Here is a 19,879-nt window from a genome sequence, read left to right as displayed (position 1 = left end):
CTCCGCATGGACCTGGTGGACCTGTGGCGACCGACCGGACGCGCGGAGCTGGACCTGGTGGCGGCGTCGCAGTGGCGGGCCTGGCCGCCGCGCCTGCCCGACCAGCCGATCTTCTACCCGGTGGCGAACCGCTGGTACGCCACCAGGATCGCGCGGGAGTGGAACGTCCCCGCCGAGGGCGTCGGTTTCGTGACGCGGTTCAGCGTGCGGCGCGACTTCCTCGCCCGCTACCCCGTGCGGCAGGCCGGCGGGCGTGACGTGCTGGAGCACTGGGTGCCCGCCGAGGACCTGGACTCGTTCAACGCCAACATCGTCGGCGCCATCGTGCGCGAGGCCGAGTACCGCGGTCCGGTGCCGGACGCGGAGTTCGACCGGGCGCGGGCCGCGTCGGGCCGTCCCCTGCCGACGGCGTGGCGGCGTTACCTGCAGGGCGAGTCGTGGTTCCGCAGCGGGTGGTTGGGCGACAGCTTCCTCACCCTCTACCCGCCGGCGGAGACGGTGTCGGCCGGCGACGCGCGGGGCGACGCCGCAGCCGCGCGCCTCGGCATCGCGATCATCGGCGACGACGGCTCGCGCAAGCGCCTCGGGTTCGACCTGTGTCACGATCCGGCGCCCGTGGTGCTGGCCGACGGCGGCGACTGGTCGGCGGCCGTGCTCCTCGCGCCGGACGCGGCCACGTTCATCGCACGAGTCGAGTCCGGCGACATGTCCTGGTGATCGAGTCGGGCACCGACCTTCGCCCGCGTCGGACCCCGGTGCCGGGGGTTCCTCCCGGAACGCGAACCGGGGGCGGGGCCGTTCGGCACCCGCCCCCGGTCGGCGTCTCGGCGCCGGATAGACGTCTCAGCGCAGGGCGTAGGCGCGGATGATCGTCTCGGTCACCGCGTTGCCCGCCAGGTCGACCGCGCTCGCGCGCAGCGACACGTAGCCACCCGAGGCGCCCGCCGGGATGGTCACCTCGTCGTGGGACAGGTCGGCCCGCCGCCAGGTCCTGCCGTCGTCGAACGACACCTCGACCTTCTGCACCCTCGCCCGCAACGCGGGCGCGCCGGGCTGGTGGGCGACCGTCACCTTGCCGGTCAACGGCTCACCGGCCGCCGCCCGGTTGTGGTCGTCCAGCGGCAGGCCGAAGCGGACGTCCAGCAACGGCAAGGCCTTCCGGCCACCGCCCTTGGTGGTGTGGAACGTCCACTCCGCGCTCGTCCGGGTGGACAGCGCGGGGTCGAGCGCGGCCTCCGCGACGGGTCGCCGCGCGTCCACCGACAGCTTGTAGGTGCCCGACGTCACGTCGAACGTGCCGATACCGGGCACGTCGCTCCGGCCGACCTGCCTCCCGCCGCGCACCAACGTGGTCGTGCCCTGGTTGGTGGGGTCGAACTGCGCGGTGTTGCCGGGGTCGCTGTCGGCGAACATCGGGATCGAGAGCACCACCCGGTCGCCCTCCCGGTAGGCCCACGGCAGCGGCCGGCCGTCCTGCCTGCTCGTCGGCGGCGTGGTCAGCTCCGGTCCGAACGGGGCGCCGAACACCCGGGACGTCCGCCGCTCCCCCGCGCCCAGCACCACCGGGACGGTGGTCTCGAACCCGAAGTCGACGGTGCCGTCGAAGCCCGCCGCCGCGGCCATGCCGAGCGCCGCGCCGGGGCTCGCGTAGTCGGTCCGGCGCTGCGGCCAGACCGTCTCCACCTCGGCCAGCGCCGTCAGGCCGCCCATCGTCCAGAAGCCGTAGTGGAACCGGTAGCTCCCCGGCGTCCTGGTGTCCACCAGCTGCCGCTCGACGCTGCCCAGCCCGTCGCGCCGGTACCGGAACTCGTGGCCCGCGGGCACCGCGCCGGTCACCCGGTCGGCCAGGAAGTACGCCGACGGGCTGCCCGCGCGGGACAGCAACGACACCTCGACCGGCCGTTGGCGCATTAGCTCACGCACCGCGTCGATCTCCCTGGTGTCGAAGATCGACACCGTGGGGAGGGCCGGCGCGGCGGGCGGACCGATGTAGCTCAGCGCCGCCTTCGCGCCCCTGGCCTTCGCCGCCTCGATCGCGCGCAGCACCTGCTGCCCGTCCCACGGCGCGTCGTCCCAGTTCGGCGGTGCCACCAGGACGATCGCCCCGGTCAGGTCGACGGCCGGGTCGGGGTCGCCCAGGCCGATGTCGACCAGCCGCGCGGTGAGCCGCCCCTCGAAGCCCAGCGGCCAGGTCGCCGTCGCCGAGTCGAGCTCGAAGCCGCCGTCGCCGGTCACCCCGACGGTGGCGTGCGGCGGGGTGAAGTAGCTGAACTGCAACAGGTCCAGGCCCGGCATGGTCGGGCCGCCGATCGAGTAGACCGACGCGTCGTCGTCCGGCGTGCCGGTGATCGACACCAGGTCCGCGGGCAGCGGGCCGTCCTGGTCCACATCGGACACGATCGCGGTGGCGCCGCCGTAGCCCGCACGGGCGTCCGGGTCGTCGATCGACGCGACGACCCGCTCGGCGCGCTTGGCGTCCACCACCAGCTCGGTGGTGCCGGCCACCGTGGCGCGCTCGGCGAACAACGCCATCGCGCCGCTGGTGTCCTGCGTGATGCCGGTGACCCGGTAGTCGCCCGCGGGCACGGTGAAGTACGCCTCGACGCCGTCCCACACCACCATGTCGGCCGACCACCCGGTCCGCTCGTTGGTCACCACGTACAGCGAGCGCACGACATCGCCCTCACGGGCCGTCGCGCGGACGCTCAGCGCGTTCGCCTCACCCATCAGGTTCGCGGTCAACGGCGTGGTCAGCACGACGTCGCCGCCGCGCGCCACCAGCGCGCCGGTCACCTCGCCGTCGGGCGCGGCGGAGGCCCGCAACGTCACCGTGACCGACGCCGCAGACTTCGCGGGCACGGTCAGCGTCCGCGCCACCTCGACCAGGTCCGGCCGGTTCACCTCGGGCTCGATCGTCAGCCGCACCTCGCGGTCGCCGTCGTTGACGTAGGAGACCTTGCGCTCGACCCGCTGCTCGCCCCAGACCTGGCCGAAACCGGCCAAGCCCTCGACCCGGACCGGCTGGCTCGTCGCCCGGGCCACGTCCAGCCGACCCGCGCCTTGTGCGTGGGTGTCCACGTCCGGCAGCCGCAGCGCGCTGCCGACCAGCGCGTTCTTGATCTGGTCGCCGGTCCAGCCGGGGTGCTGCCCGGCCAGGATCGCGGCGGCGCCGGCGACGTGCGGCGCGGCCATCGACGTGCCGGACAGGCGGGCGTGCCGCTCGTCCACGGCGGACGACGGCCGGGTGCCCGCGGCCCTGGCGGCCACGATGTCGCTGCCCGGCGCGGCGATCTCCGGCTTGAGGCCGTAGTCGCCCACGCGCGGGCCGCGGCTGGAGAACGCGCTGAGCCGGTCGTCCTTGGTGACGCTGCCGACGGTGAGCGCGCGGTCGGCCGCGCCGGGGCTGCCGATGGTGCTCGCCGCACCCGCGTTGCCCGCGGAGACGACGAACAGCGCACCCGTGCTCTCCGACAGCACGTTCACGGTGTGCGACATCAGGTCGTTGCCGTCGCTGACGCCGCCGCCGAGGCTCATGTTGACGACCTTCGCGCCCTGGTCGACCGCCCACCGCATGCCGGAGAGCACCCAGTCCTCACGACCGCCGTTGCGACCGAGCACCTTGCCGACCAGCAGCCGCGCGCCGGGTGCGACGCCGGTGTACCGGTCGCCGACGCCCGCGATCGTGCTCGCGACGTGCGTGCCGTGGCCGTCCAGGTCGACGGCCGCGTCGCCTTCGCCGGTGAAGTCCGCCGCGGCGTCCACCTGGGACCTCAGCTCCGGGTGGCCGCCGTCGTACCCGGTGTCCAGCACGGCGACCTTCACGCCGTCGCCGCGCAGGCCCGCCTGCCACGCCTTCGGCGCGCCGACCTGGGTCACGCTGCGGTCCAGCGTGGGCCGGACGCGGCCGTTCAGCCACACCTTGCCCGCCTGCGCGGTACGGGCGCCCGAGAGGGCGCGCCACTCGAGGGCCGCCTCGGACTTGGGGATGTCGCGCTTGACGAGGCCCAGGCGTCCCAACGGGTCGGCCTGGGCCTGGGCCTGGCCCGTGCCGCCGACCAGGGTCGGGACGACGGGCTCGTGTGCGTCGTCGTAGTGCTGTTCCAGCAGCCCGGTCACGTCGAAGAGCCGGGCGTCCAGCCGGTCGTCGCGCAGCAGCGGCAGGGCGTCCAGCGGCACCACGTGGTCGCGGCCCTTGCTCCGGTACTGCCAGGTCCGGACGTGCTCACGCCCCTCGGCCATCCGCACGCCCGCGACCCGGTCGTTCTGGACGACCACCTTGTCCCCCGTGACGAGCGTGACGAACCGCGTCACCGCCGCCGCTCCCGGCTCCTCCGACGACGGATCCGCGGTCGCGGGAACCGCGATCACGGCCGCCAGTAGCACGGCGACCGCCGCCGTGCCTGTGTGTCGACGCAAAGTCGTGCCCTCCCAGTTGTCGCCGGCCCCCGATGTCCGGCTCGCACAACACTCACGACGCTCGAAGAGCGCCAAAGGTTGCCACTGGGATCACATGTTCAGGACAGGACGACCTCGACGCCGACCTTCACGACGTCACCCACCACGAGGTGCTCGGCCTCGCGGACCGAACGCTTCACCGGCAGCACGTAACAGCCCCGCCCGGCGTCCGGGAAGATCGACGTGGACCACGCGCTCGCGCCGAGCACGGGCCGGAGCATCGCACGGGGAGCGAACTGGTCGCCGGGTGTGGTGGGAGGTGGACCGCGAACGTCCTCAGCCTGGCGGCGTCCGTCGGGTGGCGACGGTGATCAGGGTGATCAGCTGGCGGCGGAAGTGGTCGTAGTCGTCGACCGCGCCGAGCAACGACTCGGACTCCTGCTCCTCACGGCGGGCGGCGGCCAGGACGTCGCGGCCGGTCGGGGTGATCTCGGCCAGGGTCCGGCGGCGGTCGTGGGCGTCGGAGCCGCGGGTGACGTGGCCGGAGCGGTTCAGCCGCTCGATGGTGCGGCTCATCGTCTGGTCGGTCACCCGGCACAGCGTCGCCAGCTCGCGCTGGGCGAGCGGCCCGTCGGCGAGGTGGTGCAGCGCGATCAGGCCCGCGTGCGTCAGGCCCAGCGCGTTCAGCACCTCGTCGAACCGGCTCTCCACGACCCGCGCGGCGACCGACAGCAGCCGACCGGTCGGCCAGGAGTCGACGTCGGCGCGCACCTGGTCCGGTCGGTGCGACACCTCCTGCTCGTCCCCGCGGCCCACCGGACCATCTTCGCAGAGCGGCCGGGGGCGCAATCGTTCAGCATGCTGAGCGTTCGCCATAATGCTCAGCATGCTGAACGTTGCGTGTGGTCGCCATCGACTGCTGCTGTGGGGCGTGGTGGGCAGCCTCGTGCTCACCGGTCTGGTGTGGTCGGTCGGGCAGGCGCTGCACGGGACGGTCCTGCTCCCCGACCAGGGCGCCTCTTGGTACTACTGGAAACTGCCCGAGCCGACCTTCTGGACACGCGCGTCGGCGTGGGCCGGGTACGTGGCCCACCAGGTCGTGTCCTGGGCGCTCATCTACTACGCGCAGACGAGGGTCCGCCGCTACACCACCGGACTGCACCGGGTGAACGTCATCGCCCTCGCGGCCAACGGCGGGTTCATCGCGCTGCACGCCGTGCAGACCTGGGTGTTCTACGACGGAATCGCCCAGGACGTGTCGATCTTCAGCTCGCAGGGGTCCGTCGTGCTGCTGCTGGTGGCCGTGCTGCTGATGGAGAACAAGCGGCGCGGGCTGTTCCTCGGCAGGCGGGCGCCGATCGCGGCCGACGTGGTGGCGTTCGTGCGGCGGTACCACGGTTACCTGTTCAGCTGGGCCGCGATCTACACGTTCTGGTACCACCCCATGGAGTCCACCAGCGGGCACCTCATCGGGTTCTTCTACATGTTCCTGCTCCTGTTCCAGAGCAGCCTCATGTTCACCACCGCGCACACGAACCGGTGGTGGACGCTCGGGCTGGAGCTGATGGTGGCGCTGCACGGCACGCTGGTCGCGGTGATGAACTCGGGCCCGAACGGGATCTGGCCGATGTTCCTGTTCGGGTTCGTCGGCGTCTTCGTGATCACCCAGCTGCACGGCGTCGGGCTGGGCAGGACCTCGCGGTGGTGGACGGCCGCCGTGATCGGCGTGGCCGCCCTCGGTGTCTACGCGTGGCGCGGGTACGACCGGATCGACGAGGTCGTGCGCATCCCGGCCATCGAGTACCTGCTGGTGGCCGTGCTCGCCCTGCTGATCTGGGCGCCGCTCCGGCTGGTCCGGGCGATCCGCCGGTGAACCGGGCACCGGTCGCCCGCGGGTGGGTCACGCCACCGGTCGGCCCATCCACCAGTTGCCGGGGGCGTCCGGGTCGGGGCTGGACCAGAACTCCACGCCCGCGCGCGTGAACTCCTCGGCGCTGAGGTAGCCGTCTCCGTCGGTGTCGAGGTGCTCGAACGCCTCGGCGACCTCGACGTCGGTCAGGCCGGGGAAGTGCCCGCGTTGGAACGCCCGGAACTCGGCGGGGCTCACTTGGCCGTCGACGTCGGTGTCGGCGATGGCGAGGAACGCCTCGGCGACCGCGCCGACGGTGGCCCGCGCGGCGTGCGGGTCGTCGACGAGCGAGCAGGTGGAGGCGAGGAACTGCTCACCGGAGATCACCTCGCCGCCGCCGGGGATGTGCGGCAGGTGCAGGTCGTGCCAGATCCGCAGGTAGGCGTCGATGATGCGCTGTTCCTGGGGCGAGCCGGGCGCGTGCCCGAGGGCCTCCGCGGAGCGCCTGCCCATCAGGACGTGGTCCTGCTCGGTGAGCAACCCGTCGCCGTCGACGTCCAGGTGGGCGAACCCGTGGCGGATCTTGGCTTTGAGCATCTCGTTGACCGGCACGAATCCTCCGCACGCGAGGTGGTTGACGCGGACGGCTCACAGGATGCGGCGGTCGGGAGCGGTGGAACAACATCCGAACGGGTTCCCAGCCGACTCGATCGGGTGGTGCCAGACAGTCACGGCCGCCGGACCCGCGGAGGTCGACGGAACGAGGTCCACCGTGCCGCCGCCGCAGAATTGCGGCTCGCTGAAGGAGATGTCCAGGGCGACACAGGCCAATACCGCCATCCCGCTCACGTCGCACCTACAGTGATCCCAGCACGACCAGGATCCCGGACCTCGGCGACTCGTCGCGTCCGGACCGAAGGTGAATTCTGGAGGCCGCATGTCGGAGCCCGGCGCGTCGTCGAGCAACGACTTCTCCGGCACCGCCGACAACGTCGTGCAGGTCGGCACCCTGTACGGCAACGTGGTGTTCGCGGACTCGGCCGAGTCGACGCACCGGGCGAAGGCGTTCGAGGACGTCTACCGCCGAGGGATCCACGAGAACCTCAACCGGGTGGTCTTCTTCGGTCGCACCCGGGAGTGGGCGGAGACCTTCCGGCTCACCGAGGCGTACGTGGAGCTCTCGCTGACCGATCTGGCGGCGGAGCGCGGCGGGTTGCGTGTCGACGACGCCTTGGCCGGCCGCCGTCGGCTGCTGTTGGAGGGCTCGGCCGGCACCGGCAAGTCGACGGTCCTGCGCAAGCTGGCGATCCGGGCGCTGCGCGGCGAGCTGTCCGAGGAGGCCGCCGGGGAGGTGGCCGGCTCGCCCGGCCCGGTGCCCTTCCTGCTGAAGCTGCGGTCGTTCGTGCGGGACGACAGGTTGGCGCTGCCCGAGCCGGAGGACTTCGTGGCCGCGGTCGCCCGGCCGCTCGTCTCGGCGAAGCCCGGGACGTGGGTCTCCCGCTTGCTGGAGAGCGGTCGCGCGCTGGTCCTGGTCGACGGCATCGACGAGGTGCGCGAGGTGCACCGCGGCTCGGTCCTCGCCTGGGTCCGGAACCTGATCGACTTCTACCCGGACGTGGGCTTCGTCGTCACCGCACGGCCCGCCGCCGTGCCGGAGGCGTGGCGCAAGGAGCTGCGCGGTCTCGGGTTCGCCACCGCCCGCCTGGAACCGATGAACCGCCGCCAGGTCAACGGCTTCATCGACAACTGGCACCGGGCGATGGGCATACCCGAGTGGAGCGAGAGCGCCACCGAGCTCAAGGAAGAGGTGGCCGCACGGCGTGACCTGAGCAGCCTCGCGACCTCACCCCTGCTGTGCGGAGTCCTCTGCGCCATCCACGCCGACCACCGCACCTCCCTGCCCTCCACCCGGCACGCGTTGTACGAGACGGGTTTGAGCCTCCTGCTCGAACGGCGCGACCAGTTGCGGGGGTTCCGTTCCGAACGTTCCTGGCAGCTACCGCGGTCGGTCTCCCAACCGCTGCTGGGCCGGATCGCGCTGTGGATGGTCCTCAACGGCCAGGACTCGATCCCCGCGACCACGGCGTTGACGATGGTCGAGCGGACGACTGCCGACCCGCCCCACTCGTACCACCGCGCCAAGCCGCTCGACGTCCTCCACGACGTGGTCGAGCAGACCGGGATCATGCGGCGGTCCGGGCCCGACAGCCTGGAGCTGGAGTTCTCCCTGTCGTCGTTCCAGGACTACTTCGCCGCGGTCGAGATCATCAAGCAGCACCACGTCAAGCACCTGGTCCTCAACGCGCACAACCCGACCTACCACGACGTCGTCATCATGACCGCGGAGCTGGCCGACGAACCCGTCGCCACCGACCTGCTGACCGGCCTGGTCGAACGCGCGGAAGCGGCGGACGTGCACCGCCGCGACCTCTGGCTGCTCGCGGCGGCGTGCGTCGCGAACATCCCCGTGCCGCCACCGCTCCGGGACCGGATCGGTGACGAGGCGCGGCGGCTCCTGCCGCCCACCGGCCTCGACGAGGCGCACCACCTCGCGGGCGCCGGCGGGTTCGTCCTGGACCTGCTCATCGAGCTCGCCCGGACCCGCGAGTTCACCGACGCGGAGGCCGCCGCGAGCATCCGGGCCGCCTCCCTCATCGACCCGGTGCGGACGCGTGTGCTCCTGGAGCACTTCAGCCGACGATCCAGCCCGCGGGTGCGGCAGGAGCTGGCCGCCGCACGTTCCCGGGACAGCGACACGTAGGCAGGTCGGCTAAGCGCGCACCACCGGATTCCGCCGGAGCAGGGCGGCACACCAGTGGAAGTGGCCGTCGCTGCCGTCCGGGGAGAACAGGTCGTAGGTGGTGAGCGCGTAGACGGCCTGGTAGAGCGCGAGGGTCTCGGCCGGGTAGCCGAGTTCCACGGCGAACAGGGCGGTCAGGGTGGCGGCGTGGTGTTCGGCGCGCGGTCCGTACATGTCCCAGACGGCGGCGGTGACGGCGGCCTCGAACGCGGGGTCGCCGGCGGTGGTGAAGAAGCCGAAGTCGAGGACCGCGGTGGGACGGCCGGCGTCGTCCACGTGGATGTTGGGCGGCACGAGGTCACCGTGGATGGCGGTGACCGGTGCGTCGGGCAGGGCCGCGAGGGAGTCGACGACCCGTTCCACCGCACCGGGGAGACCCGGGACGTGGGCGGCGAGCACGTCGCCGTGCCGGCGGGTGGCGCGCCGGACGAGGGCGGCGAGCGCGTCGGGGAAGCGCGCCTGGCCCCGCCAGAGGGGGCGGTCGTCGCCCTGCACGGTGAGGTCGCGCATCGCCTCGGTGCCCGGGACGGTGGCGAGGGCGCGCAGGACCGTCAGGAGTGCGGTGGTCTCGGTGGCGGACAGGTCGGGTTCGGCGGAGGTCGTCACCGGCTCGGCGCGGAAGGGCGATCCGGTCAGCTCGCGCTCGTAGGTCACGAGCACGCCGTCGACGACCTCGGTGTCGAGGATCTCCGGCGTGGCGAAGGGCAGCGGGTGGCGTGCGATGTCCGCGTAGACCCGGCGGGAGAGGTCGAGGTCGGCCGGCGGCCGGCCGCTCCACACCTTGGCGACGAGGCCCTCTTCGAGTCGGTAGACGGCACCCTCGACGCCGGCGCCGACGGGGCGCGGGGCGCGGTGGCCGCGACGGGCGAAGTGTGCGAGCCACTCGTCGGCGTGGCGCTGGCGGTATTCGACCATGGCGGGAGTACACCCGCCCTGCCCCGCGCCCGCACCTGGATTTCCCGACCGCCTAGCCGCGGATCGGGTCCAGGACCAGGCGGACGGCGTCGAGCAGGGTGGCCGGCCGCCGCACGGACGCGGACAGCGCGAGCCCCTCCCAGCCTGGGCCCGCGGCCACCAGCACCGCGTCGGTGCTCCGGCGCAGGTCCTCGATCGGCACGGCGGCGGCGAAGTCGGCGTGGTGCGCCCAGATCACGACCACGGCCGGGCGCAGGCGGTCCAGCGCGTCCCGCAACGCCGTCGACGGCACGCGGGCGCCGAGGCTGCGCCACAGGCGGTCCTGCTCGGACAGTGCGGCGCCGAGCGCTTCCAGCGGCAGCGTGTGCTGCTCTTCCGGTGCGCACGACAGCAACGCGGCCAGCACGCCGTCGCGGTCCGGGTAGGACACGGCGCGCAGCGCGTGCAGCAGGCCGGCGCTCGCCAGGTGCTCGACCTCGACCCCGGCGCCGCGCTGGTGCACGCGGTCACCCAGCTCTACGAGGAACGGCGCGAGCACCGCCTGCCAGGCGGCCACGACACCGTGCGCGGTGATCAGGTCGGCCGCCAGTCGACGCACCCGCGGCTCGTCGAGCCGGTCGGCGGCGGTCAGGAACCCGCGCCGGGCGGAACGGGCCGCGGCGGCGGTGAGTTCGGGCCTGGCCGGCCGCGCCGGGACCGGCACGGGCTGCCGCGACTGACGGGCGGCGTCGGCGGGTGCGACGCCCTGCGCGGTCAGCGCGACCATCCGCCGCAACTGGTCGACCTCATCGTCGCGGTAGCGGCGGTGACCGCCGGCGGTGCGGTCGGACGGTCCCAGCCCGTAACGCATGTCCCACGTGCGCAGCGTGGTCGGCGAGATGCCGAGCATCGCCGCGACCGCGCGGGGTGTCCAGCTCATCGACTACGGGCTCACTTCCTGGCGCGTTCGGAGAGCATAGCCCGCAGTTCGCTCTCACCCAGGCCTCCCCAGATGCCGAACGTCTCGTGCACTTCGAGCGCGTGCTCGCGGCACTGACGCATCACCGGGCACCGTTGGCAGATGGCTTTGGCCATGGCTTCGCGCTGCTCACGGGCGGAGCCGCGCTCGTTGGGCGTGTGGAAGAAGTAGGTGCTGTCCATGCCGCGGCACAGACCGGAGAGCTGCCAGTCCCAGGACTCGGCGACGGGGCGGGGCAGGCGGGAGAGCTCAGGCATGGCGCGCGTCCTCTGCGAGTCGACAACGGTGACGGACCCCATCCTAAAATCGACTCAGAACCGTTTCAACTTGAGCTTCGTCTCAGCCGGGATAGGTGCCCTTGGACCGCAGGGCGTACCGGCGTTCGGCGTAGGCCAGGTCGTCGCGCCACAGCCGCGCGGCAGCCCGCCGCATCGCGGGTCGCAACACCGGCGCAACTCGCCTGACCAGCGCGAACCCGCGCCGATCCGACTGCGCGATGGTCGCCTCGACGACGGCCGTCCGCCCGTCGGCCAGCGGCGTGGCGTGGGTCTCGACCACGCTGCCCTGCCCTTCGCCGGAGACGATGCGCATCACCACCGTGCGCGGTTCGGGGCAGGTGAACTCGGCGGTCACCGGCACGCCGAGCCGGCCGACGAGCCGGAACGTCACCTCGACCAGGAACCGGTCGTGCTCCTCGGTGGGCGTCTCCAGCACGCGGAGGTTGGCGAACGAGTAGGGGTGGAACCACGCGCCGTGCCACGGGTCGAGCCGGTTGGCGATCACGTCCTCCGGGTCGCAGCGGCCGACCAGGGTCGCGACCGCGTCGAGCGCCGCCCCGGCCGGGCGTTCGGGCAGCACCGGCTCGGGCAGCGGTTCCTCGCCGCCCACGTCGTCCAGCCGCACCCACGCGAGCACGCCGTCGTCGTGCGCGGGGAACGGGCTCCACGTGCCGAACCGCTCGCCGCCCAGCGCGAGGCCGTGCCAGCGGCAGACCAGCCTGCCGTCGGTCACCGCACCGTCACACAGCGGTGCGCCCAGGTGCGGGCACGAGCCGGGACCGGCCACCAGCACGTCACCGGGTCCGCGCCAGAGCACCACCTCGCGACCGGCGACCGTGCGGCCGAAGGGCTTGCCGCGCACGACATCGCGGCTCGCACCGACCACGAACCAGTTGCCGGAGGGTCGGGCGGTGGCGCGTTTCAGCGCCGCCTCGATGAGCGCGGGCTTCGCGTCCCGCCACGTCGGTTCCTGCTGCGACCAGGCGGGACTGCTGAACCTGCGCAGCGGCAAGCGGTCGGGCATGTCACTCCTCCGGGATCAGGCCGTGCGGGCGAGCACGGCCCGGGCGAACGCGGGCAGCGCGACCGCGAGCCGCCTGCCGTTGGACACCGCGACGCGGCGGGACAGCACGTCGAAGCCGGATTCCTCGACCAGGTCGAGGATCCGGCCGTAGAGCCGGTACGCGGTGCTCACGCAGGGCCTCGAACGCGGGGCGAGCATCGCGATCCCGGGCCACGCCCGCGCGTAGACCTCGCGGGTGCGGTGGACCTGGTCGCGCAGCGCCGCCCGGATCCGGTCGTCCACCCGGCCCGCGCCCCGCGCCCACCGCAGCCGCTCGCGGTCGACGCCGAACGCGGCCAGCTCGTCGGCGGGCAGGTACACCCGGTCGCGGTCGAGGTCCTCCCCGACGTCGCGGATGAAGTTGGTGAGCTGGAAGGCGATCCCGAGCGCGGCGGCGGCGGGTTCCGCCTCCTGCCTCGGCACGACCGTCCCGAGCACCGGCAGCACCTGGAGGCCGATGACCGCCGCCGAGCCGTGCACGTACCGGGCCAGCTCGGCGCGCGTCGCGTAGTCGGTGACGGTCAGGTCCATCCGCATGGACGCCATGAAGTCGTGGAAGTGCGCGGTGGGGATGTCGTACCGGCGCACGGTGTCCAGCAACGCCGCGACGACCGGGTCGGCGCTCGTGCCGCGTGCCAGGGCGGAGTCGAGGAGCGCGTCGACCGCCGCGAGGCCCTCGGTCTTGCGCGACGGTCCGCTGTGGACGTCGTCGACGATGTCGTCGACCCGACGGGCGAACCCGTACAGCGCGTGGACGGCCGGCCGTTGCTCCTGGCTGAGCATCCTCGTCGCCAGGAAGTACGTGCGGCCGTGTCGGGCGTTGAGCTCGCGACACCGCCGATAGGCGTCGCGGAGCCGCGGGTCGGTGATACCCGCGGCATCCAGTTCCCGGTCTGCGGACATGCGTGAGCGTCCTTCCCGCGATGGCACCCCCTCACGCTAAGTCGGCCCGTGCCGCCCTGCACGACCAGCGCGCTCGTTGTGCAGAGCCGGAGCGGCGCTGCTTAGCTCGAACCGTTCAGATCCGAACCGCTGCTCAAGGGGGGCGACGATGTCGCTGACGGCCGGCGTGGACACCCGCGCGCCCGCGACGCACGACTCGTTCCCGGCGCGGTACGCCTCGGCGCTGGACGACTTCTTCCGCGCCCGTCCGGAGGTCGACGCCGCACGGGACCTCGTCGAGGAGGTGCGCGCGCTGGTCCTGGCCCGCGGCAAGCGGATCCGGCCCGCGTTCGCGTGGTGGGGCTGGCGCGCCTCGGGCGGTGAGGTGCGCGGCGACACGGCCGAGGCCGTCGTGCGCGCGCTGGTGGCGTTGGAGCTGTTGCAGTGTTGTGCGCTGGTGCACGACGACGTGATGGACCGTTCGGCGACCCGGCGCGGCAGGCCGGCCGTGCACGAGGCGTTCGCCGCGCGGCACCGGCGCTCGCGGTGGTCGGGCAGTGCCCGCCGCTACGGTGACTCCACCGCGATCCTGGTCGGCGACCTCGCGCTGGCCTGGGCCGACGACGCGCTGGTCACGGCCGGGCTGCCGGCCGACGCGCTGCACCGCGCGTGGCAGCCGTGGCAGCGGATGCGGACGGAGATGATGGCCGGTCAGCACCTCGACCTGCGCGCGACCGCGAGCCGGGACGGGTCGCTGGAGAGCGCGTTGCGGGTGGCGGCGCTGAAGACCGCCGCCTACACCGTCGAACGCCCGCTGCACCTCGGCGCCGCGCTCGCCGGCGCACCGGCCGACGTGATCGAGTGCCTGCGCGTGTTCGGCCGCGACATCGGCGTGGCGTTCCAGCTGCGCGACGACCTGATCGGCATGTTCGGCGACCCCGCCGTGACCGGCAAACCCGTCGGCGAGGACCTGCGCGAGGGCAAGCGCACCCCGTTGATGGCGATCGCGATCGCCCGGGCCACCGCGTCGGGCGACCGCGCCGGCGCGCGGGTGCTGCTCCGCTGCCTCAGCGGCGTGCCCATGACGGATCGGACCGTGGCCACCGCGCGGGCGCTGCTGGTCGACCACGGCGCCGTGGAGGCCGTCGAGGAGCACATCGAGACGCTGACCGAGAGCGGTCTGGCCGCACTCGACCGGGCGGCCGTCGACGAGGTCGCCCGCACGCACCTGAAGCAGCTGGCGGCCAAGGCCGTCCGCCGCCGCGACTGACCGGGGGACGCCGTGGCACACGTGGTGAAGGGCCGCACCGACTCGGTCGTGGTGATCGGCGCCGGGCTGTCCGGCCTGTCCGCCGCGCTGCACCTGCGCGGGGCCGGGCACGAGGTGACGGTGCTGGAGCGGCACGGCCACCCCGGTGGTCTGGCGGGCAGGCTGGACCTGGCCGGGCACCGCATCGACACCGGACCGACCGTGCTGACCATGCCTGAACTGCTCGAAGACGCGTTCGCGGCGGTGGGTGCGCGACTCGCCGACCACCTGGACCTGCTGCCACTGCACCCGGCCTACCGGGCCGAGTTCGCCGACGGCAGCGGGCTCGACGTGCACACCGACGCCGCCGCGATGGAGGCGGCGGTCGCCGGGTTCGCCGGCGACCGCGAAGCCGAGGGCTACCGCCGACTGCGCGCCTGGCTGACCCGGCTGTACCAGGTCGAGCGCGACCGGTTCATCGGCGCGAGCTTCGACTCGCCGCTCGACCTGCTCGGCCCCGACCTCGTCGCCCTCGCGCGGTTGGGCGGCTTCCGCTCCCTGGCGGGGGCGGTGGGCCGGTTCCTCCGCGACGACCGGCTCCGCCGCGTCTTCACGTTCCAGGCCCTGTACGCCGGGGTGTCGCCCACCGACGCGCTCGCCGCCTACGCCGTGATCGCCTACATGGACACGATCGCCGGCGTCTGGTTCCCGCGCGGCGGCATGCGCGCGGTGCCCCAGGCCCTCGCCGACGCCGCGTCCGCCGCCGGCGTCCGGTTCCACTACGACGCCGAGGTGGTCGCGCTCGACCGCGCCGGAGCGCGGGTGACCGCGGTCCGCACCACGACCGACCGCTTCCCGTGCGACGCCGTCGTGCTCGCGACCGGCCCGGCCCAGAGCACGCGGTTGCTGCACGGCAGACCACGGCGCCCGCGGCCACTGCGGTGGTCGCCGTCGGCGGTGGTGGTGCACCTCGGCGCCGGGCGGGTGGTCGACGGGCTGGCCCACCACACCATCTCGTTCGGCACGGCGTGGGAGGGCACGTTCGACGAGATCATCAGCCGGGGCCGGCTGATGAGCGATCCGTCCCTGCTGCTCACCACACCGACCCTCAGCGACCCGGGACTGGCCCCGGCGGGGCGGCACCTGCAGTACCTGCTGGCACCGTGCCCGAACCTGGACGCCGCACCGATCCGGTGGGACGCCGTGGGGCACCGCTACGCCGCGGAGGTCGTCGGCGAGCTCGTCGCCCGCAAGCTGGTGGACCCCGACGTCGAGATCCTGTCCGTGGTGACGCCCGAGGACTGGGCGCGGTCCGGCCAAGCCGCCGGCACCCCGTTCTCGGCGGCCCACACCTTCACCCAGACCGGCCCGTTCCGGCCGCGCAACCTGCCGTTCCGCGACGGCAACGTCGTGCTCGCCGGCAGCGGCACCACCCCCGGCGTCGGCATCCCGCCGGTGCTCATCTCCGGCAGGCTCGCCGCCGAACGGCTCCGGCGCCGCTGAACGACCCGCCGGCAGCGGTCGTCGGAGTGCCGCAGGACGTCGGCTTCCGCCGTGGCCACCGCGACGGCGCTGTAGCGTGACTCGATGCAGTGGCGGCACACGTACTCGCAGTCGATCGCCGACTCCCACATCGGCGGGCACGTCATCCAGTTCGGCACGGCGCGCGAAGTCAACATCCACACCGAGCACCCGGCGTTCTTCCTGGAGCCGTTCCCGTTCGCGCCGGCGCCCGCCGACCCGACGTGGCTGTTGGCGCAGCCGAGCCGGCTGCTGGACGCCCGGAGCCGGATCGTGGACTTCGTCGGGCGGACCGAGGAGCTCCGGGACTTGGCGTCATGGCGCGACTCCGACCGCGCGGCGATGTCGGTGCTGCTGGTGCACGGCGCGGGCGGCCAGGGCAAGACGCGGCTCGCCATGAGGTTCGCCGAGTTGTGCGCCGCCGAGGGCTGGTCGGTCCTGCACGCCAGGCACTCCAACACGATCGCGCCGCCCGCGACGGACCAGCCCGAACCGGCCGACGCACGCGGTCTGCTGGTCGTGGTGGACTACGCCGACCGCTGGGCGCACACCGAGCTGGTCCGGCTGTTCGCCGACCCGCGGCTGCGCCGGGCCGTGCCGACCCGGGTGCTGCTGCTCGGCCGCACGGTGCAGTGGTGGCGGGCGATCTGCGGTGAACTGGCCGAGTTCCGCGCGGCCACCGACGACCTGCCGCTGCGGAACCTGGCCGACTCGGTGGCCGAGCGCGAGCGGGTGTTCCACGCGGCGCGCGGCCGGTTCGGCGAACTGCTCGGCGTCGAACGGCCGACCGCCGCGCAGGCGCCCGGTTCGTTGCACACCAAGAGCTACGGGCCGGTGCTGGCGCTGCACGTGGCGGCGCTCGTCAGCGCCCTGGTCGACCTGCCCGACGCGCGTGCCCGGGGCGAACGGCTCCCGGACGGGCAGGCCGGCATGGCGGCCTACCTGCTGGACCGCGAGTACATGAACTGGCACCGGCTCTACCGCGGTCGGGTGCTCGGGGAGGAGTTCGGCACGCCGCCGAGCGTCATGGCCAGGGCCGTGTTCACCGCCGTCCTGACCGGGGCGGTCGGCCACTCCACCGGCACCGACGTGCTGCGGTCGCTCGAGGTCGAGCCGCCAACGCGGGTGCTGACCGACCACCGGGTGTGCTACCCGCCGATCGACCGGGCCACCGTCCTCGAACCGCTCTACCCCGACCGCCTCGCGGAGGACTTCCTCGCGCTGCTCTTACCGGGGCACGACATCAGCGGCTACGCACCCGATCCGTGGGCGGTCGACGTCCCGGCGGCGTTGCTGGACCCCGACCGGCGGACCGCGTCCCGGTTCGCGGGTCGTGCGATCACGTTCCTCGCCTCGGCCTCGGCGCGGTGGTCCCACGTCGCGGAGCACCTCTACGGCCTGCTGCGGGCCAACCCCGCGATCGCCCTGCACGCGGGCAGCGCGGCGCTGGTGGCGTTGTGCGACATACCCGACGTCGACCTCACCCTGCTCGAACGCATCGAGGCCGCGCTCCCCGCCGACCGGGACGTCGACCTCGACATCGGGATCGCCGCGCTGGTCCGGCGGCTCACGGCGGCCCGGTTGGACACCGAGCGCGACCCCGTCCGGCGGGCCCGGCTGCACGCCACGCTGGGCTGGCGGCTGGTCGAGGCGGGTTTCGTCGCGGAGGCGTTGGCGGCGACGGAGGAGGCCGCGCGGCTGTTCGGCGGCGCCGTCGCGACCGAACCGGGGTTGCGGCACGAAGTCGCCCAGGTCACCCGCAACCTCGGCGGGATGCTGGCCGAGCTCGGCCGGCGCGAGGAGGCGTCGGCCCGCGACGCGGACGCCGTGCGGCTGTACCGCGAACTCGCCGCCGAACGTCCCGGCGCGCACGACCTGGACCTGGCGCACGCGCTCAACCACCTCGCCGGCACGCTGGGCGGCCTGGGGCGCGTCGAGGAATCGCTGGCGGCCCAGCAGGAGGCGGTCGGCCTCTTCCTGAGCAGGACCGCCGTGGACGACGAGGTGGCCCAAGCCGGTCTGGCGTCGGGCCTGAACAGCCTCGGGGTGCTGCTGTGGCACCTCGGTCGCCGGCCGGAGGCGCTGTCGGCGGCGGGCGCGGCGGTGGATCTCACCCGGCGGCTGGCCGAGGCCAAGCCCTCGGCGTTCCTGCCGCACCTGGCGAGCGCGTTGAACAACTTCGGCAGCCACCTGAGCGGCGTGGGCCGGCTCGACCAGGCCCTCACGGCCGCGACCGAGGCCGTGGCGTGCTACCGCCGGCTCGTGGCGGTCAACCCGGCCTTGTTCGAGTCGGCGCTCGCCCGCGCCCTGACCACGGCCGGCCGGTTGGCCGGCCTCGTCGGCCGTCGGGCGGACGCGGTGGTCGCCACCACCGAGGCCGTCGACCTGTGCCGGCGGTTGGCCGCCGCCGACCCGGTGGCGGCCGAGCAGAGCCTGGCCGTCGCCCTGTCCAACCTGGGCTACCAGTTGCGGGACGTGGGGCGTCAGGAGGACGCGCTGGCCGTCGCCACCGAGGCGGTCGAGGTCTTCGGCCGGCTCGCCGGCGACCGCCGGGAGGTGTTCGAGGCCGACCACGCCAGGGCGTCGAGCAACCTCGGCCTCCTGCTGTCGGCGTTCGACCGCCGGGACGAGGCGTTGGTCCACACCGGTAGAGCGGTGGAGGTGCTCGGCCGGCTCGCGTCGGTCGACCCGGAGGCGTTCGAGGTCGACCTGGCGATCGCGTCGGCCGGTCTCGGCGCCGTGCTCGCGGCGGCGGGTCGCGGGGAGGAGTCCTTGGCGGCCCGGACGAGGTCCGCGGCGATCTACCGGAGGCGCGCGGCGGACGACCCGGACGCCTTCGCACCGGACTTCGCCTCGGCGCTGGTCGAGTTGAGCACCTCGTTGACGCGGGCGGGTCGCCACCAGGAGGCCGCCGACGCCGCGGCCGAGGCCGTGTCGATCCGCAGGCGGCTGGTCGCGGCGCACCCGCAGGCGCACAAGGCGCAGTTGGCGCAGGCCCTGACCACGGCCGGCGCGATCTGGGCGGAGCTGGACCGGTGGGCACAAGCCGCCGCGGCGGCGGAAGAAGCGGTGGAGATCCGCCGGCGCCTGGCGCGCGCCACCCCGGAGGCGTTCGACGGCAACCTCGCGCGTTCCCTGGACAGCTGGAGCACCGCGTTGACGGCGCTGGGCCGCCCGGGCGAGGCGCTGGCAGTGGGCGGTGAGGCCGTCGCCCTGCACCGACGCCTGGCGCAGGCCTCCCCGGAGGTGCACGAGGTCCACTACGCCGCCGCGTTGAACAACTTCAGCGCCGCGTTGGGGGACGCCGGCCACGCTGCGGAGGCCATGACCAGCGCCGAGCAGGCCGTGGGCATCTACCGGCGACTGGCGTCGGCGACGCCGGACCGGTACGCGCCGCTCTACGCGAAGTCCCTGGTCAACCTCACCCACCGGCACAACGACCTGCGCCGGCTGGACCGGGCCGCCGCCACGGGCCGCGAGGCCGTCGAGATCTACCGGGGACTGGCGGCGCGCCACCCCGCGGAGTTCGAGCGCGACCTCGCCGAAGCGCTGGCGAACCTGGGTGCCGCGGCGTGGAACACCGGACAGCGCGACGAGGCCTTGCGGACCGGCGAGGAGGCGACCCGCATCCTGCGCGGGCTCGCCCGGGCGGGTCGCGCCGACGTCGAGGCCGGCCTGGCCAAGTCGCTGTGGTCGTTCGCCGCCATCCGGCTCGCCGCCGGCACCGGCCTGCCGCAGGCGAAGGCGGACCTGCGGGAGGCCGTCGACCTCTTCACCGGGCTCGCGCGGCGGGAACCGGGCGCCTACGAAGGCCTGCGGCGCGCCGCGCTCGACCTGCTCGCGCGCTTCGACCGACCCGACCCCGCCTGAGTGAACCGGGGTGGCGGGAGCACGGCGTGCGAACCGGGGAGGTGAGTCGGTGATCGTGCCCGCCGACGGCGACGCCGTGCGCGTGGGACTCTCTTCCTG

16 protein-coding genes are annotated in these 19,879 nt (G+C 73.7%); 6 read left to right on the top strand and 10 right to left on the bottom strand.

Annotation, left to right across the window (positions count from 1 at the left end; all coding sequences use genetic code 11):
- Positions 1-6: 6 nt before the first annotated feature.
- Entirely contained in the window at positions 7-717 is a 711-nt protein-coding gene (locus tag ACYVLT_RS16330; protein ID WP_461121027.1) for a hypothetical protein, read from the top strand.
- A 126-nt stretch (positions 718-843) separates the two neighbouring features.
- On the opposite strand, the gene ACYVLT_RS16325 is transcribed toward ACYVLT_RS16330, so the two are convergent.
- From ACYVLT_RS16325 to ACYVLT_RS16315, 3 genes are all read right to left on the bottom strand, one after another.
- Positions 844-4,368 (bottom strand): S8 family peptidase, encoded by a 3,525-nt coding sequence (locus ACYVLT_RS16325; RefSeq protein WP_461121026.1) that lies wholly within the window; start codon positions 4,366-4,368, stop codon positions 844-846.
- Between the two features lie 146 nt (positions 4,369-4,514).
- Positions 4,515-4,664, bottom strand: coding sequence for a DUF1905 domain-containing protein (locus ACYVLT_RS16320; protein WP_461121025.1), 150 nt, complete (start codon positions 4,662-4,664; stop codon positions 4,515-4,517).
- Between the two features lie 67 nt (positions 4,665-4,731).
- Entirely contained in the window at positions 4,732-5,211 is a 480-nt protein-coding gene (locus tag ACYVLT_RS16315) for a MarR family winged helix-turn-helix transcriptional regulator (protein ID WP_461121024.1), read from the bottom strand.
- Between the two features lie 70 nt (positions 5,212-5,281).
- Here ACYVLT_RS16315 and ACYVLT_RS16310 point away from each other — a divergent pair, with 70 nt between their 5' ends.
- Positions 5,282-6,268, top strand: a complete 987-nt coding sequence (locus ACYVLT_RS16310; protein ID WP_461121023.1) for a hypothetical protein — start codon at positions 5,282-5,284, stop codon at positions 6,266-6,268.
- A 27-nt stretch (positions 6,269-6,295) separates the two neighbouring features.
- Here the strand turns inward: ACYVLT_RS16310 and ACYVLT_RS16305 are convergent, their stop codons facing one another.
- Positions 6,296-6,856, bottom strand: coding sequence for an EF-hand domain-containing protein (locus tag ACYVLT_RS16305; RefSeq protein WP_461121022.1), 561 nt, complete (start codon positions 6,854-6,856; stop codon positions 6,296-6,298).
- Positions 6,857-6,892: 36 nt separating this feature from the next.
- A complete protein-coding gene (locus ACYVLT_RS16300) occupies positions 6,893-7,093 on the bottom strand; it encodes a hypothetical protein (RefSeq protein ID WP_461121021.1) in 201 nt (66 codons plus the stop codon).
- Positions 7,094-7,181: 88 nt separating this feature from the next.
- Here ACYVLT_RS16300 and ACYVLT_RS16295 point away from each other — a divergent pair, with 88 nt between their 5' ends.
- A complete protein-coding gene (locus ACYVLT_RS16295) occupies positions 7,182-9,005 on the top strand; it encodes an NACHT domain-containing protein (RefSeq protein ID WP_461121020.1) in 1,824 nt (607 codons plus the stop codon).
- A 9-nt stretch (positions 9,006-9,014) separates the two neighbouring features.
- Here ACYVLT_RS16295 and ACYVLT_RS16290 read toward each other — a convergent pair whose 3' ends face one another.
- The 5 genes from ACYVLT_RS16290 to ACYVLT_RS16270 all read right to left on the bottom strand — a co-directional run bounded on the left by ACYVLT_RS16290 (position 9,015) and on the right by ACYVLT_RS16270 (position 13,161).
- On the bottom strand, positions 9,015-9,959 hold the full coding sequence (locus ACYVLT_RS16290; RefSeq protein ID WP_461121019.1) for a phosphotransferase family protein: 945 nt from the start codon (positions 9,957-9,959) through the stop codon (positions 9,015-9,017).
- 52 nt (positions 9,960-10,011) lie between these two features.
- Positions 10,012-10,878: a MerR family transcriptional regulator gene (locus tag ACYVLT_RS16285; protein ID WP_461121018.1), complete on the bottom strand. Its 867-nt coding sequence runs from the start codon at positions 10,876-10,878 to the stop codon at positions 10,012-10,014.
- A gap of 11 nt (positions 10,879-10,889) precedes the next feature.
- The gene (locus ACYVLT_RS16280) at positions 10,890-11,174 is read right to left on the bottom strand and encodes a WhiB family transcriptional regulator (RefSeq protein ID WP_461121017.1); all 285 of its coding nucleotides are present in this window, start codon (positions 11,172-11,174) and stop codon (positions 10,890-10,892) included.
- Between the two features lie 82 nt (positions 11,175-11,256).
- Positions 11,257-12,219 (bottom strand): DUF5914 domain-containing protein, encoded by a 963-nt coding sequence (locus ACYVLT_RS16275; protein WP_461121016.1) that lies wholly within the window; start codon positions 12,217-12,219, stop codon positions 11,257-11,259.
- 15 nt (positions 12,220-12,234) lie between these two features.
- Positions 12,235-13,161 carry a phytoene/squalene synthase family protein gene (locus ACYVLT_RS16270; protein ID WP_461121015.1) on the bottom strand — a complete coding sequence of 309 codons (927 nt, stop codon included), beginning with the start codon at positions 13,159-13,161 and terminating at the stop codon, positions 12,235-12,237.
- A 148-nt stretch (positions 13,162-13,309) separates the two neighbouring features.
- Between ACYVLT_RS16270 and ACYVLT_RS16265 the strand changes: the two genes are divergently transcribed.
- From ACYVLT_RS16265 to ACYVLT_RS16255, 3 genes are all read left to right on the top strand, one after another.
- Complete coding sequence (locus tag ACYVLT_RS16265; RefSeq protein ID WP_461121014.1) at positions 13,310-14,410, top strand: polyprenyl synthetase family protein; 1,101 nt, start codon at positions 13,310-13,312, stop codon at positions 14,408-14,410.
- Between the two features lie 12 nt (positions 14,411-14,422).
- The gene (crtI, locus tag ACYVLT_RS16260; protein ID WP_461121013.1) at positions 14,423-15,892 is read left to right on the top strand and encodes a phytoene desaturase family protein; all 1,470 of its coding nucleotides are present in this window, start codon (positions 14,423-14,425) and stop codon (positions 15,890-15,892) included.
- An 84-nt stretch (positions 15,893-15,976) separates the two neighbouring features.
- Positions 15,977-19,780 carry a tetratricopeptide repeat protein gene (locus tag ACYVLT_RS16255; RefSeq protein WP_461121012.1) on the top strand — a complete coding sequence of 1,268 codons (3,804 nt, stop codon included), beginning with the start codon at positions 15,977-15,979 and terminating at the stop codon, positions 19,778-19,780.
- Positions 19,781-19,879: the final 99 nt, after the last annotated feature.

Source organism: Saccharothrix stipae (assembly GCF_054781895.1).
The sequence above is the reverse complement of the archived record's forward strand: the minus strand, read 5'-3'. Positions and strand labels throughout refer to the sequence as shown.

Bases quoted from the DNA above. Each gene is read 5' to 3' on its own strand.
- ACYVLT_RS16330 (WP_461121027.1), top strand. From the start codon at position 7: ATGGACCTGGTGGACCTGTGGCGACCGACCGGACGCGCGGAGCTGGAC.
- ACYVLT_RS16310 (WP_461121023.1), top strand. From the start codon at position 5,282: ATGCTGAACGTTGCGTGTGGTCGCCATCGACTGCTGCTGTGGGGCGTG.
- ACYVLT_RS16295 (WP_461121020.1), top strand. From the start codon at position 7,182: ATGTCGGAGCCCGGCGCGTCGTCGAGCAACGACTTCTCCGGCACCGCC.
- ACYVLT_RS16290 (WP_461121019.1), bottom strand. From the start codon at position 9,959: ATGGTCGAATACCGCCAGCGCCACGCCGACGAGTGGCTCGCACACTTC.
- ACYVLT_RS16285 (WP_461121018.1), bottom strand. From the start codon at position 10,878: ATGAGCTGGACACCCCGCGCGGTCGCGGCGATGCTCGGCATCTCGCCG.
- ACYVLT_RS16280 (WP_461121017.1), bottom strand. From the start codon at position 11,174: ATGCCTGAGCTCTCCCGCCTGCCCCGCCCCGTCGCCGAGTCCTGGGAC.
- ACYVLT_RS16275 (WP_461121016.1), bottom strand. From the start codon at position 12,219: ATGCCCGACCGCTTGCCGCTGCGCAGGTTCAGCAGTCCCGCCTGGTCG.
- ACYVLT_RS16270 (WP_461121015.1), bottom strand. From the start codon at position 13,161: ATGTCCGCAGACCGGGAACTGGATGCCGCGGGTATCACCGACCCGCGG.
- ACYVLT_RS16265 (WP_461121014.1), top strand. From the start codon at position 13,310: ATGTCGCTGACGGCCGGCGTGGACACCCGCGCGCCCGCGACGCACGAC.
- ACYVLT_RS16255 (WP_461121012.1), top strand. From the start codon at position 15,977: ATGCAGTGGCGGCACACGTACTCGCAGTCGATCGCCGACTCCCACATC.